This window comes from Bradyrhizobium sp. 482_C4_N1_8 (genome assembly GCF_052075965.1).
GTDB lineage: Bacteria > Pseudomonadota > Alphaproteobacteria > Rhizobiales > Xanthobacteraceae > Bradyrhizobium > Bradyrhizobium barranii.
Genome location: NZ_CP197231.1, coordinates 8,524,560 through 8,538,826 on the forward strand (window position 1 = coordinate 8,524,560; position 14,267 = coordinate 8,538,826).

Annotated in this window: 9 protein-coding genes and 1 pseudogene; 1 reads left to right on the forward strand and 9 read right to left on the reverse strand. The window is 65.3% G+C overall.

Features of this window, described 5'->3' with window-relative positions:
• Window positions 1-17: 17 nt before the first annotated feature.
• From AB7Z56_RS40455 to AB7Z56_RS40495, 9 genes and pseudogenes are all read right to left on the reverse strand, one after another.
• A pseudogene (locus tag AB7Z56_RS40455) lies at window positions 18-1,678 on the reverse strand (tannase/feruloyl esterase family alpha/beta hydrolase).
• A gap of 96 nt (window positions 1,679-1,774) precedes the next feature.
• On the reverse strand, window positions 1,775-3,229 hold the full coding sequence (locus tag AB7Z56_RS40460) for a GntP family permease (protein ID WP_063979778.1): 1,455 nt from the start codon (window positions 3,227-3,229) through the stop codon (window positions 1,775-1,777).
• 3 nt (window positions 3,230-3,232) lie between these two features.
• Complete coding sequence (locus tag AB7Z56_RS40465; protein WP_063979779.1) at window positions 3,233-4,252, reverse strand: patatin-like phospholipase family protein; 1,020 nt, start codon at window positions 4,250-4,252, stop codon at window positions 3,233-3,235.
• A 109-nt stretch (window positions 4,253-4,361) separates the two neighbouring features.
• The gene (gene serA / locus AB7Z56_RS40470; protein WP_063985916.1) at window positions 4,362-5,606 is read right to left on the reverse strand and encodes a phosphoglycerate dehydrogenase; all 1,245 of its coding nucleotides are present in this window, start codon (window positions 5,604-5,606) and stop codon (window positions 4,362-4,364) included.
• Between the two features lie 120 nt (window positions 5,607-5,726).
• Window positions 5,727-6,959: a rhodanese-like domain-containing protein gene (locus tag AB7Z56_RS40475; protein WP_063979780.1), complete on the reverse strand. Its 1,233-nt coding sequence runs from the start codon at window positions 6,957-6,959 to the stop codon at window positions 5,727-5,729.
• Between the two features lie 73 nt (window positions 6,960-7,032).
• Window positions 7,033-8,226 carry a PepSY-associated TM helix domain-containing protein gene (locus AB7Z56_RS40480; protein WP_063979781.1) on the reverse strand — a complete coding sequence of 398 codons (1,194 nt, stop codon included), beginning with the start codon at window positions 8,224-8,226 and terminating at the stop codon, window positions 7,033-7,035.
• Entirely contained in the window at window positions 8,219-9,247 is a 1,029-nt protein-coding gene (locus AB7Z56_RS40485) for an extracellular solute-binding protein (protein WP_283017793.1), read from the reverse strand. The genes AB7Z56_RS40480 and AB7Z56_RS40485 overlap by 8 nt, the downstream gene beginning before the upstream one ends.
• 2 nt (window positions 9,248-9,249) lie before the next feature.
• Window positions 9,250-11,583: a TonB-dependent siderophore receptor gene (locus AB7Z56_RS40490; protein ID WP_441256809.1), complete on the reverse strand. Its 2,334-nt coding sequence runs from the start codon at window positions 11,581-11,583 to the stop codon at window positions 9,250-9,252.
• A 202-nt stretch (window positions 11,584-11,785) separates the two neighbouring features.
• Window positions 11,786-12,670: a dihydrodipicolinate synthase family protein gene (locus AB7Z56_RS40495; RefSeq protein WP_063985917.1), complete on the reverse strand. Its 885-nt coding sequence runs from the start codon at window positions 12,668-12,670 to the stop codon at window positions 11,786-11,788.
• A gap of 179 nt (window positions 12,671-12,849) precedes the next feature.
• Between AB7Z56_RS40495 and AB7Z56_RS40500 the strand changes: the two genes are divergently transcribed.
• Window positions 12,850-14,262 carry an FAD-binding oxidoreductase gene (locus tag AB7Z56_RS40500; RefSeq protein ID WP_063985910.1) on the forward strand — a complete coding sequence of 471 codons (1,413 nt, stop codon included), beginning with the start codon at window positions 12,850-12,852 and terminating at the stop codon, window positions 14,260-14,262.
• Window positions 14,263-14,267 lie beyond the last annotated feature (5 nt).

A 14,267-nucleotide genomic window follows, 5' to 3' on the forward strand; every position in this document is an offset into this window, starting at 1 on the left:
AGAGGTGAAGAGCCGCCTCACGGCGCGCAGGTGAAGCTGGACGCCTCCGTGACCGGGCCGCTCTTGTAACGCGGCCAGGACGGCCAGCGGCACAGCGGCATCGCGCGCAACACGGCAAACGACGGCGCCTCGACCTTCTGCTCGCTAACTTCGAGATCGCCGGGCGCCTTGCCCTTCTCGACCCAGTCGACCAATGCGCTCAGCATGTCGACATTGGCCGGCGCGCCGGAGCCGACATGGTCGACGCCGGGGGCGGTGTAGAGCCGCGCGAATTCCGCCGTCTCGGCCTTGCCGAGCTTGCGCTCGACGCTTTCGAAATAGCGGATGCCGGCATAGGGGCTCTGCGCATAGTCGGCCATGTGCTCGAGCATGATCAGCCGGCCGCCGCGTCCGCGAAAACGGCTGAGATCCGGATCGGTCGAATCCATCAGGCTCGAGACCTCTAGCAGCCGCGCCTTGTGCTCCTCGACCTTGTAGGTGGTGACGTCGAGCTTGGGATCGCGTGCGAACACATGTTGAATGCCGCCGGCGCCGTAGATCCAGGCGATGCCGTTGTTGGGGGCAGGCGGCTGCGCGGGTGGCGCTGTGCCAAGCCACCACGCCACCCAGCCACCGGTCGGTCCGATCGCCGCCGCATCCTCGCCCGACACGCCCCAGCCCGGATAATCGTCGAGCCCGTTGGCGAGCGCGAACGGGAATTTGTAGGTCCCGTGCAGCGTGTTCACGGCCTTGATCTGTGCATCGGTGAGGCACTGATCGCCGCTCTGGCCCGCCGCACAACGCAGCGTCTCGACCTTGAACGCTGCCTTGCAGGCTACGGGGTCCTGCACCAGCGCATTATCGGAGCCGTCGGCCTTGTCGCAAGCCTGCCGCACGGAATCGGCCACGAGCTTGACCTGCGCCGGATTGATCCAGCCCTCGCCCATGGTCGCGAGCCCCGAGCGCGTGCCGGCATGCTGCAGGCCGACCCAGTTGATCACGGGCACGCGGGCGAAGATGCCATCGAAATCATCAGGGTAACGCTGCGCCATGGTGAGGCCTTCGCGGCCGCCCTCGGACGAGCCCATGAAGTACATTTTTTCCGGCTTCTTGCCGTATGTGCGCTCCATCAGCCCAACCGCGGCGTCGCGCACCTTCTTGTAGGCACGGTGGGCGAAATTCTCGAAGGCTTCGTCATTCAGCGCGAACAGTTGCGGCGGCTCGCCTGGCTTGGACTAATGGCCGGAATCGGTGCCGTAGGTGACGAAGCCGCGCGCCAGCGGCGACGGCTTGTCGAACGGATAGGCCGGCGGCAGCCCAAGGCCGGTGATCAGCACGCCGTTAAAGCCCCCACCGCCATACTGAACGGAGCGCCCGTTCCATTCGACGGGAAGGTTGACCTGGAATTTAATCGGCGGCGCCTTGGGATCGGTTGGGTCGATGTGACCCAGCACCTTGCAGAAACCGGGATTGGCCGGCGTGATGCGCCCAGACGGCGTCGGCCCGCGCCGGCGACAGCCAGTTGCGACGGCGCCAGCAATGTCGCGGAAACGATCTTCACGGCATCGGCGCCGCCAGCGAGGCTTTTGCAGACCATCTCCGCATCCTCCGCCAGCGTCGCCGCCGACACGGCATTCGCACTCAGCGCGACCGCCGCACCCACGAGCAATGCACACCGCTTCGCGTTCTTTCGCGTCATCGTTTCCACCCTGGCTTTCCCTATTTTTGTATCCGACGGTTGGCCGCATTCAATGCAACCTTCGCCCTTCCGTCAATCGCTTGCGCTGGCCTTCCTTCAGAACGATCCCAGCGCGCTGCCCAGGGCGATCACAGCCACCAGCGCCAGCAGCGAGGTCACGATGCCGACCATGACGATGTCGAAATAGCTATCGCGATGCGTCAGGCCGCAGATCGCGAGCAGGCTGACCACCGCGCCATTGTGCGGCAGGATGTCGAGCGTCCCCGAGCCGATCACCGCCACGCGGTGCATCAGCGCAGGGGCTATGCCGGTGCGCGCGGCGAGCTCGACATAAGTCTGGCCGAGCGCGTCGAGGGCAATGGTCAGGCCGCCTGACGCCGACCCGGTCAGAGCGGCCAGGATGTTGGTCGCGACCGCTAGCGAGACCAGCGGTCCGCCTTCGATCGCCAGCACCCAGTCGCGCACGATCGTAAACGCCGGCAGCGAGGCGACGACCGCGCCGAACCCGACGAGGCTCGCGACGCTGAACGCAGGCAGGACGGATGCATTGGCTCCGGCGTCCATGGTGCGGCGAAGCGCCGGCAGGCGAGCCCGGTTCAGCACGATGGTCGTGACGATGGCCGCAGTCAGCGCGACCGCGACCGACCACACGCCTGCGACGGCCGCGAGCGTGGTTTCACCAAAACGCTGCTCGGCGAGATAGCTGACATCGAGCCGCGGCAGCACTACGAGCGACATCACCAGATTCACGATGACGACCACGATCAGCGGCGCGATCGCACTCCACACGGGCGACGGCCGCTCGCTGCGCTGACCGTGCTGGAGTTCCGCCGGATCGAACTCGCGCGCGGTCGTGGCGCGCTCGCGCACGAGCTCGTCGGCGGCGGCGCGCTCGGTCGCGCCCTCGATGTCGTCGCCATAGCCTTCTCCGGTACGGCGCGCTGCGGCTTCAGCGCGGTGCAGCCACCACAATCCTGTCACGAGCATGATGAGGGAGGCGATGATACCGAGACCTGGCGCTGCGAACGGCGTCGTGCCGAAGAACGGCATCGGGATCGCATTCTGGATCGACGGCGTGCCCGGCAAGGCCGACATGGTGAAGGTCGACGTTCCCAGCACGATCGCAGCCGGGATCAGGCGACGCGGGATCGAAGCCGCGCGAAACAGCGAGCGGGCCATGGGAACGATGACGAAAAACGCAACGAACAGGCTGACGCCGCCATAGGTCACCGCGGCACCGGCGAGCACCACCGCCAGGATCACGCGACGCTCGCCGAGGCGCTCCGCCATGAAGGCGGCGACCGACGTGACCGCACCGCTATCGTCCATCAGCTTGCCGAAGACCGCGCCAAGCAGGAAGATCGGGAAGAATTGCGCCAGAAATCCCGCCGCATGCACCATGAACACCTGGGTCAGGTTCGCAAGCAGCGGCTCGCCGCCGAACAACGCGGCAACGAGCGCTGCAAACGGCGCCAGCAGAAGCACGCTCCAGCCGCGAAAAGCGAACAGGACGAGCAGGGCGAGCCCGACGAGGAGGCCGAGAAGACCCATGCCTCAGCACTCCGACAGCAGGACGTCGAGATCGGCGGTCGATTGCCGGCCGATGTCGGCACCGTGCGCGGCGAGAAACGCGTCCGCGGCCAGGCGCCCCTCGGCGCGCAGCATCGAGACGAACTCCCATTCGGCGTTGAGCTTGGATGACGCGCCGAACTTCGCCAGCATGTCGCTCTTGACGCGGTGGGTCCGCATCTTTGCCCAGCGCGCGCCCTCGCCGCTGCCGGGGTCGGCCGCCTGGCGCAGCAGCGCGATCATGCGCAATTCCTTCATCAGGGGCGAATTGAACGAAATCTCGTTCAATCGATTGAGAATCTCCGCAGCCGTCCGCGGCTCTTCGAGCGTTTCGGTCGGATTGATCTGCACCAGGATCGTGTCGTGCGCATCGCTTTCGCGAATAAGCGGCGTGATCGTGGGGTTGCCGGCGAAGCCGCCGTCCCAATAGGGTTCGCCGTCGATGTCGATCGCGCGGAACATGGTCGGCAGGCAGGCCGACGCCAGCAGCACGTCCGCCGTGATCTCGGCATTGCGGAAGATCCGTCCACGGCCGGTGCGCACCCGCGTCGCGGTGACGAACAGCTTTATTGGCGAGTTCGCGAGCCGCTCGAAATCGATACTCTCGGCCAGCACGGCGCGCAGCGGATTGTAGCCGGTCGGATTGAGATCGTAGGGCGACAGCACGCGCGACATCAAATCGGTGAGAATGTAGAAGGGCGACGTATCGAGCGTCCAGCGCCCCATCAATCGATCGAGCGGCGAGCGCTGGAGCGGACTAAAGGCGGCAGCCTTCGAAACGCGGCGCCAGTATTTTTCGAGCGCGTCGCGCGCGCCCTCGGCGCCACCGGCCGTCCAGCCGTCCGCCAGCACGGCCGCGTTCATCGCGCCTGCGGAGGTTCCGGAGATCGCTGCGATCTCTAGCCATCTCTCTTCCAGGAGGCGGTCGAGCACACCCCAAGTGAAGGCGCCGTGCGAACCGCCGCCCTGAAGCGCGAGATCAATCAGTACGGCGTCTCGTTCCATGGCGGACACTCACGCAACTGAAGCTCAAATTCGACGTGATTGTAGCACGCCGAGGATGACAGCAGTGTGGGAGCTGTGACCGCAAGATGCAACCGGAACGTAGGGCGGTTCAGTGCTCGAATACCAGCCGTGCGCCGACCGTGCCCTCAAGCGCGCGGATCTGCGCAAGCAGCGCGCCTGAATCCTCGCCCCCGAGGTCGGCGTCGAGCACGACGTAGCCGAGGTCGCCGGCGGTCTCCAGATATTGCGCGACGATGTTGATGTCGCGCTGGAGGAAAACCTCGTTCAGCCGCCGCAGCATGCCCGGCACGTTGCGATGGACATGGCTGAAGCGCGCACCGGCGGGACGCAAGTGCAGTTGCACCTCCGGGAAATTCACCGCGCCCATGGTCGATCCCGTGATGAAATAGTCGACCAGTTTTCGCGCGACTTCCCCGCCGATGCGCTCTTGTGCTTCCTCGGTCGAGCCGCCGATATGCGGGGTGAGGATGACGTTCTCGAGGCCCTGCACCGGGCTCTTGAAGCGATCCGAGTTCGAGGACGGCTCGACCGGAAACACGTCAATGGCTGCGCCGGCGAGATGGCCGTCGCGCAGGGCGCCCGCGAGCGCATCGAGATCAACCACGGTGCCGCGGCTGTTGTTGATCAGGAACGAGCCTGCTTTCATCGCCCGCACCTCCGTCTCGCCGATCATGCCCGCGGTCTCCGGCGTCTCGGGCACGTGAAGGCTGACGACATCGCTCTGCGCCAGCAGCTCTTCCAGCTTCTCGACCGGCTCGGTGTTGCCGTGGCGGAGCTTGTCGGTGCGGTCGAAATAGATCACGCGCATGCCGATCGCTTCGGCCAGCGTCGAGAGCTGCGAGCCGATATTGCCGTAGCCGATGATTCCGAGCGTGCGGCCGCGCACCTCGCGGCTGCCGGTCGCCGACTTGTCCCAGCCGCCCTCATGGGCCGACACCGAGCGCGGGAAGATGCGCCGCAGCAGCATCACGATCTCGCCGATCACGAGCTCGGCGACGCTGCGCGTGTTGGAAAACGGCGCGTTGAACACGGGAATGCCGCGCTTGCGGGCCGCCAGGAGATCGACCTGGTTGGTGCCGACGCTGAAGCAGCCAACCGCGAGAAGCCCGTCCGCGGCCGCGAGCACCTCATCGGTGATCTGGGTGCGCGAGCGGATGCCGAGCAGCGACACGCCCTTCAGCGCGCGCCGCAGGTCTTCGCCGTCCAGCGCCTTGGTCAACCGCTCGACATTGGTGAAGCCCGCGCTCCGGAACAGGTCGACAGCGCTGTCATTGACGCCTTCGAGCAACAGCGCCTTCGCGTTCCGCTCGGGGCTTTGGCCTGGGGCTGGCATGGAATCTCCGTAGGTCACAGCTTTGCCGCAGCTCATAGACCGCGGGGGAGATGCAGCACAATAGGGTTTGGATATGGGGAGAAGATGGCGGGGCGGTAAGTGTTTACGGTGGCCGCCCGGTCAAATGACGTAAAACCCATGCGTGCCGTCGAGACGCAGCTGCTCGACCAAGCCATATTCCCAGTCGAGATAGGCCTGCATCGCGCGCTCGGCGACGTCAGTGCCCTCATAGGGCCGGCGGTAGCGGTGCGCCGGATCGGGCTTCGGCAGCACGCGCGGCGGGCCGACCTCGAGCTCACCCTCGTAACCGCCTTCGAGGACGTAGACCTCCCAGCCCATCTGCGCGAGCCAGGATGCCGTCATGTCGGCACGCACGCCCTTGTCGTCGGTCAGGAGGATGCGCGCGCCGCGCACGGGCGCGGCCATGTCGGTTTCCTGGACGAGCTGGCCACCGGGATAATGGCGGAAGCCGGGGAGATGGCCGGCCGCATACTCCTCTGCGTCGCGCACGTCGAAACGATAGAGCGTGCGATCGGTCTGAGCTGCGAGCGCCTTCGCCTCGCTCGCGCCGATATGGCGAACACCGGCGCGATAGGCGACGTCGCGCGCATTGGCCGGGCCCCCCTCGAATGGCCCGATCGCGCCACGCCGGTCCGCGCCATGATCGAGCGTGTGCCGCGCCAGCGTCCAGCCGATCGTGCCGTTGCGCAACGCCCGCACCTTGTTGGGCACGCCGGCGTTGATCAGCGACTGGGTGCCGATGATCGAGCGCGTGCGCCCGGCGCAATTCACGATGATGGTGGTCTCAGGGTCGGGCGCGGCCTGTCCTGCGCGCAGCACCAGCTCAGCGCCGGGCACGCTGACCGAGCCCGGAATGTTCATGGTCGCATATTCGTCGAAGCGGCGAACATCGAGGATGGCGATGTCGGCCTTGTCCGCGATCAGCTTTGCCACTTCGTCGGCACTGAACGACGGCGTGTGGCGGCGGGCCTCGACCAGCTCGCCGAATGCCTTGGAATAGGAATTGACGTCCTCGAACACCTGATAGCCCGCATCGCGCCAGGCCTTCAGCCCGCCGTCGAGCGCGCTGACATTGGTGTAGCCGAGCGCGGCAAGCCGCTCGGCGCCGGTTGCAACAAGTCCCTCGCCATCATCGTAGAGCACGATCGCGACGTCCTTGCGCGGCAACCGCAGCTCGGCCTCGATCGCGATCCGGTCCGCGGCCATGTTGGCGGCAAACAGCGGATGCCCGGTGGCGAAGCCGGCCTCGTACCTGAGATCGAGCAGCGCGATCTCCTCGCGGAGCAGCAGCGCGCGGCGGATATCGGCGGGGGTAACGGTGAAGAGCTTCATGGCGTGAACCCTGGCAAGTACGGCCAAGGGCTTTTGAACGATTGTCGCGCGCTTGGCTAGCCTTCGCGGCCGTTCACTCGCCCGGAACCAGCCGCCCGAGCGGCGGCTGCGCGGGACGCCGCAGCCTGCGGCGCGACAGATAGAGCAAAATGCCGGTGACCGAGAACAGCGGCATCAACGCTGCTGCAATCATGAAGGCGAGCTTGCCCGGCCAGCCCAGGAACGCGCCGCGATGGATGTCGAGCACGTTCGCGATGATCTTCTGGCCGAGCGTCTTGTCGGCATAGCGCTCCGCCGAAATCACCTGCCCCGTGACCGCATCCACGCGGAATTCGTCGCGCGTGGTATCGAGCGTCGAATCCTTCGGCCACGACCGGATCCGGATGACCGTGCCGGGTCCGGCGGGCAGCGTCAGCAACGCTCTGGAGAAATGTTTCCCCTCCTCATGCTGGAGCGTCGTCCATGCCTGATCGAATCCGATCGGCTGGGCCGGCTCGGGCCGGGCGGACGGACGCGGCACCTTTGCGGACATCTTCGGCTGCATCTTCGCAGCAGCGACCTCTGGACGCGACAGCAGCCAGACCACCCCGTCCTTGTACCAGTCGAACGAGTACCACAGCCCGGTCAGCGTCATCACCAGATAGACCGGCAGTACCCAGGTGCCGATGACGGCATGCAGCGAGCGGTGCAGGCCGCGCCCGCTGAGTCCGAGATTGGGTTTCAGCCACATCTTCACGCTGCCGGCGCGGCGCGGCCAGCGCAGCACGAGGCCCGAGATGAGCATGACGATCAGGCCGAGCGCGGCGATGCCGGTGATCTGGCGTCCCCACCCCTTGGCATCGCCGGGGATCAACAGCCATCGATGCAGCCTGCGCACGGTCGCGAAGAACTCCTCGCCACGCGGCGCACCCAGCACGCGCGCGTCGTAGGGATCGACATAGAGCGATGTCGGCCGCGCGCCCTGCTCGTCACGCGCGAAGCGGACACGCACCGCCGCGGCCGGATCGCTCGACAGCGTGACGGCCGAGACCTTGCCGAGGTCCTGCCCCGCCTTCAGCCGGGCCACCAGTTCGTCCGGCATCAGCGCCGGCGCCTGGCGCGGCGCGACCTGCATGATACCGCTATTCAGATGATCGCCGATCTCGTCCTCAAAGCTCATGATCGCGCCGGTCAGCGCGATCAAGGCCAGCAGCAGCGCAAGCACGAGGCCCGCGATCGAGTGAATCTGGTGCAGAGCGGCCTTGATGTGATGCCCCACCCTACTCATCGAAGCCAACCTTCTTGATAAGCGAGATCGCGGCCTGCTGACGTGCGGCGATCTGGTCGATCGAAATTGCATCGGCGATGAACGTGCCCATTTCGGCAACGATCGGTGCACGCTCCGCTGCTGCAAGCACGGGGTATTCCAACTCGGCAGCGGCAAAGATCCGCTGCGCTGCCGGCGTGACAAGGAATTCGAGGAATTGTCGCGCCAACGCCGGATGTGGCGCCTGTTTCGCGATGGCCGCGCCGGTGAGGTTCACATGCGTGCCGCCGCCCTTGAAGGTCGATGGCACCGCCTTGACCTCCATCGCCCAGGCACGCCAGTCGGCCCCTTCGCGTCCGTCGCGCAATTGCGCCAATGCCACGGTGTTGCCGATGCCGATCTTGCACGCGCCTTGCGCGATCTCGCGGATCACGTCGTTGTCCTTGCCATCAGGCTTGTGCGCGAGATTGGCCTTCAGCCCGGCGAGCCAGGCCTCCGTCGCGGCCTCGCCGTGATGGACGAGATAGGCCGCAACCAGCGCGACATTGTTCTGATGCAGCGGCGAGCGCATGCAGAGCTTGCCGCGCCATCTGGGATCGGAGAGGTCTTCATAGTCGATCGAAGCAAGCGCGCTGTCCTTGCGCACAAAGGCAACGCGCGGGCGGACGGAAAGCGCAAGCCATTGCGCGCCGTTACCACGGAGATTTGGAGGGACCACCTGGTCGAGACGCGACGGCGTGAAGGCTTGCGTCAGACCGCGGGTGGAGAGCTGGGTCGTCTTGTCCAGCCCGATCGTCATCAATAGGTCGGCAGACGACGCGTCACCTTCCGATACCAAGTGCTTGACGAGACTGTCCTCGACGAAGACGATTTTCACCTTGACGCCGCTGGCTTCCGTGAAGGCCGCAACGACAGGCTCGACCAGGGCAACCTCCCTGGTCGAATAGAGCGTGATCTCCTCGGCGCGGCTCGCACCTGTGGCAGCAAGGCAGGCAGACGCCGCCGCGATCAGGACCGCGATGGCTTTGTGCCGCACCGCCATCGCTAGAACTTCACCGTTGCCGACAGCGAAACGCGGCGCGCATCGCCGATCGCGACGTTCAGATTGTTGACGGCGGAGGGATAATAGACGGTGTCGAACAGGTTCTTGACGTTGAGCTGATAGATCACCGGCGTGTTCTGGTAGTTCGTCTCATAGGTCGCGAAAATATCGGCGACCACATAGGACGGCAAGAAGAAGCTGTTGATCGCATCACCGGGACGGTCGCCGACATAGCGCGCGCCGCCGCCGAGGCGGAGCTGGCCCGGCAAAGCTGTACCGAAATCATAGACCAGATAGAGCGAGGCCGTGTTCAGCGCGACGTTCTGCAGCTTCATGCCGTAGAGCGACCGATCTTCGGATGCCGTCACCCGCGCGTCGGTATAGCCATAGCTGCCGATCAAGGCCCAGCTGTCGGTAAGCCTGCCGGTCACGTCCAGCTCGACGCCCCGGGAGCGGGCGCGGCCGACGGTATGGAGTTCCACCACGCCAGCGCTGTTCGTCTTCGTCGTCTGCACGTTCTTCTTGTCGAGATCGTAGAGCGCCAGCGTACCGGAGATACGCTTGTTCAGATCGAACTTCACGCCGGTCTCATATGACACGCCTTCTTCGGGCGCGACGTTGGAATCGATCACGATGCCGATCGGCGCGATGGTCGAGTTGGGCTTCAGCGATTCGGTGTAGCTCGCATACAGCGAGATCTCGTCGGTCAGCTTGAAGATGGCGCCGCCGAGGGGAAGCACCTTGTCTTGCGACACGTTGGTATTGGTGACGAACGGTTTCCCGCGCCCGGCGATCTGGTCGTAGTCCATGTAACGGACGCCGCCGACCAGCGCGAACCGTTCGGTGAGATGCAGGGTGTCCTGGAAGAACAGCGACCATTGGCCGAGCTTGTCTGTCTGTGCGCTATCGCTGTTCGACACCGTCGTGCCCGGTCCGACCAGCCCGTAGACTGGATTGTAGACGTTGATGGCGGGAGTCGCCTGCCGTATCAGATTGTCGCGATAGATGGTGCGATACTGGCCGTCGCCGCCGAATACCACCTCGTTGCGCATATTGCCGAGCCAGAAGCCGCCGGAAATGTACGACGTTCCATAGCTGGCATTACTGAGCGAGCCCTGCGTGCCGTCGTTGCTGCGCGTCTCGACGCCCGTCGTGAAGTTGAGGGTGGAGATGCGGAGCTGGTTGGCGCTGAAGGTTTCGGTGTTGTAGCTGTAGCCGGCGTAAAGCTTCCAGTCCTGGTTGAAGCGATGCTCGATCGAGGCTTGCATCAAGTCCGAGGTGCCCCAGGTGTTGTTGAAGGGCTCATCGAGCCAGCGCGTGGACGGCACTGCGAGCGGTGCCTTGGTCACCGGATTGAACGCCGTGCCACGATCGAACGGATAGATGAATTCACGGTGCTCGTAATTGAGCTGGACCGTCGTGTCCTGGCCGTACCAGGCCAGCGACGGTGCGACCAGCATTTCGCGGTGACGGCCGAAATTCCGCCAGTAATCTTCGCTGACGCCGTAGCCGATGAAGCGATAGGCAAGGCCCTGATCGCCGATCGGACCGGTAACGTCGAGCAGGCCGTCAGCGCCGGTTTTCGAGGCACTGAATGCCGAGCCGAGCAGCGTGACCGAACCGTGCTGATAGAGCTCCGGGCGTTTGCTGATCGTGTTGACGATGCCGCCGGGATCCATGATGCCGTAGAGCAGCGAGGCCGGCCCCTTCAGCACCTCGACGCTTTCGACCGCGGGATTGAAGCTGCGGCCCTGCACCAGCGGCATGCCGTTGCGCATGATCGAACCGTCGCGGTTGTCGCCGAAGCCGCGGCGGATCACCGCGTCCTGGCTGCCGGCGAGCGTGTTGGTCTGAGTGATGCCGGAGACATTGATGAGCGCATCGTCGATGTTCCGCGGGAGCTGGTCCTTCAACACCTGTTCAGGCACGATGTTGACCGCCTGCGAGGTATCGAGGGGCGAGGCGCCGCTGCGCAGTGTGGTCGAACTCGGCATCGCGCGGTAACCGAGCTTGGCAGCTTGCTGCGCGGCGGCCGCGGCTGCAGCACGTTCCGATATTGTCGGTGCTGCTGGTGTGGCGGCATTCCGGCTGCGCTGGCGCGCGGCGGCTTGCGTCCGGCGCTGGGGCGATTCAGATGCGCGGGCCGGCTTCGGTCGCTGCACCGGCGCTTCCACTGTCACCGGCGGCAGCGCTGACTGCGCCTGCGCGGTCGTCGTGTTCGAGGGGGATTCGACGAGCAGCACCGCTGCGCCGAGGAGAAGACCTGCACGGCTCTTGCCGGCATGATGACGATGGCCGCTGACGCGTTGGCCATCCACGAGGGCACGCACTTTCATTCCACTTCAAGTCAAGAACATTGAAGTGTGCGCCTGTAACAGTCGGCGGGATCGAAGAGAACCGTAGGCGAGCTTGAATCGCTCTAGTGTTGAATCGTTCTAAGCGCATCGGCGCACCGAACGGCAATCACCGATTGACGTCGCAGGGATCGCAACACGCTGCACGCGAATCCGCGGCAACGTGTCACGAAAGTTTCGCATCTCACGCGATGGCAGGAGCAATCAGCTCGTCAATCTTTCGCTTGAGCGCCGCACCATCGGACGAAGCACGGAACGGCGGGCGTACGCGCAGCCAGCCGGCGTCGCCCGTCTGTGCGGCGAGGATTGCCTTCAGCGTCGCGAGGAACGACGGCGTGTTCAGCACGACATCGGTCGCGGCTTGCATGCGCGCCTCGACGTCCTTGCCGTCAACCATGCCCTTGACCAGCTCGGGCACGACGTTGGCCATGCCGCAGATGGTGCCGGCGCCGCCGGCGACGATCGCGCGGGTGATGTCGGCTTCGTTGCCGACGGTGATGGCGAGATCCGGCGCGGCAGCACGGAATGCCTGGAACTGCTTGAAGTCGCCGCTGGAGTCCTTCAGGCCCGCAACCACCTTGCCGTAACGCTTGCGCAAGTTCGCAGCGACACCGGTCGGGATCGCAACGCCGGAGACCTGCGGGATGTGATAGAGCGAGGCGCGCAGGCGATCGTCGGCGACGCCGTCGATGATCGCAGCAAAAGCATCCTCGATGCCTTCGGGCGTGACACCACGGTCGAAATAGGGCGGCAGATACAGCAGGTGGCGCAGGCCGAGGCCGAGCACGGTGCGCGTCAGCGCGATGCTGTCGGTGATGGCGGGAAAGCCGCCGCCGATGCCGATACGCTCGGGCGCGACGCCGGCCTTGAGCACGGCCTCGATGGTCGCGACACGCTCGGTGACATTGAAGGAGGTGCCCTCGCCGGTGGTACCGAACAGCACAACGCCGTCGACGCCCTTGCCGAAGAGCTGCCTGGCGTGAGCGGCGAGCTTGGCGGAGTCCACGCTGCCATCAGTCGCCAGCGGCGTCGCCGACGCCACCCAGAACCCGCGAATTGCCTCCGTCATCTCACCACCCATTAGCTGCGGTCCCGGACTAAGCCCCTGATCTCGAACGATCTTAGGAGGCCTTCCGAGCCTTGTTTTTGCTTTACTTTTTATGTTGTACCTTACATACAAGACGGACGCAAATCCTTTCCACCATCACGGCGCGCATGAGACGCAGCCAGATTCCGAGGAGGTCTCGCATGAACATGTTGAGCCCCATTGAGCGTCCCGATCAGTTGCTTGGCGCCTTGCGCGACAAGCTCGGCGCGGCCGCCGTGCTGATGGGCACCGAGGTGCCGACGCGCAATTGCAACGACTGGAGCGCGAGCCTGCCGCAAACGCCGCTTGCGGTGATCCGGCCGGTCGATGCGCAAGGCGTCGCCGATGCGATTGCGGCCTGCCGGCAGGCGCGGCTGCCCTTCGTGCCGCAGGGCGGATTGACCGGGCTGTGCCGCGGCGCATCGCCCGAAGCGGGCTGGGTCGCGATCTCGCTCGAGCGCATGACCGGCATCGAGGAGATCGATCGGGCGTCAATGACGATGACGGTGAAATCGGGCACGCCGCTGGAGACGATCCAGAAGGCCGCCGACGAAGCCGGTTTCTTCTTTCCGCTCGATCTCGGCTCGCGCGGCTCCTGCGCGATCGGCGGCAATCTCTCCACCAATGCCGGCGGCAACCGCGTGATCCGCTACGGCATGACGCGCGAACTGGTGCTCGGCCTGGAGGTGGTGCTGCCCGACGGCACCATCATCACCAGCCTCAACAAGCTGATGAAGAACAACGCGGGCTATGACCTCAAGCATCTCTTCATCGGCTCCGAAGGCACGCTCGGCATCATCACCCGCGTGGTGTTGCGGCTGTTCCCGAAACCGCGCTCGACCATGGCGGCGCTGTGCGCGCTGAAGGACTATGCCGCGGTGATCGCCCTGCTCGATGCCGCGCGAAGCGGGCTCGGACCGCTGCTGTCGGCATTCGAGGTGATGTGGCCGGACTATTGGGACGTGATCACGAATCGCGCCGGGGTGAAGCCGCCGGTCGCCGCAGGCCACGGTCTCTACGTGCTCGTCGAGGCCCAAGGCACCGACGAGAGCCTGGATGCACCGCGTTTCCAGGCCTGGCTCGAAGAGCTGATGGAGCGCGGGCTGCTCGCAGATGCCGCCGTGGCGCAATCGCTGGCGCAGACGCAGGCGTTCTGGCGCGTGCGCGACATCTGCGCCGAGTTCGGCCAGGTGCTGGGTCCGCACATCTCCTACGACATCGGGCTTGCGGTGGCGCGGATGGACGAGTTCGTCACCCGCTGCAAGGCCGCGTTGGCCTCCGGCATCAAGGGATGCGAGAGCGTCTATTACGGCCATATCGGCGACGGCAATCTGCATCTCGTGTCCTGGGTCACCGGTCTTTCCGTCGCGCAGCAGCCGAAGGAAGAGATGGACGCGATCATCTACGGTCTGGTGCGTGAACTGGGCGGCAGCGTCTCCGCCGAGCACGGCATCGGCACGCTGAAGAAGAAGTGGCTGGGCCATGCCAGGAGCGAAGCCGAGATTGCGTTGATGCGGACGCTGAAGGCCGCGCTCGATCCCGATCACCTGCTCAATCCCGGCAAGGTGATCTGAGACAG

Coding starts and splice junctions, on each gene's coding strand:
- AB7Z56_RS40465 (WP_063979779.1), bottom strand. CDS start 4,252: ATGGAACGAGACGCCGTACTGATTGATCTCGCGCTTCAGGGCGGCGGT.
- AB7Z56_RS40480 (WP_063979781.1), bottom strand. CDS start 8,226: ATGAGTAGGGTGGGGCATCACATCAAGGCCGCTCTGCACCAGATTCAC.
- AB7Z56_RS40490 (WP_441256809.1), bottom strand. CDS start 11,583: ATGAAAGTGCGTGCCCTCGTGGATGGCCAACGCGTCAGCGGCCATCGT.
- AB7Z56_RS40485 (WP_283017793.1), bottom strand. CDS start 9,247: ATGGCGGTGCGGCACAAAGCCATCGCGGTCCTGATCGCGGCGGCGTCT.
- AB7Z56_RS40460 (WP_063979778.1), bottom strand. CDS start 3,229: ATGGGTCTTCTCGGCCTCCTCGTCGGGCTCGCCCTGCTCGTCCTGTTC.
- AB7Z56_RS40475 (WP_063979780.1), bottom strand. CDS start 6,959: ATGAAGCTCTTCACCGTTACCCCCGCCGATATCCGCCGCGCGCTGCTG.
- AB7Z56_RS40500 (WP_063985910.1), top strand. CDS start 12,850: ATGAACATGTTGAGCCCCATTGAGCGTCCCGATCAGTTGCTTGGCGCC.
- serA (WP_063985916.1), bottom strand. CDS start 5,606: ATGCCAGCCCCAGGCCAAAGCCCCGAGCGGAACGCGAAGGCGCTGTTG.
- AB7Z56_RS40495 (WP_063985917.1), bottom strand. CDS start 12,670: ATGACGGAGGCAATTCGCGGGTTCTGGGTGGCGTCGGCGACGCCGCTG.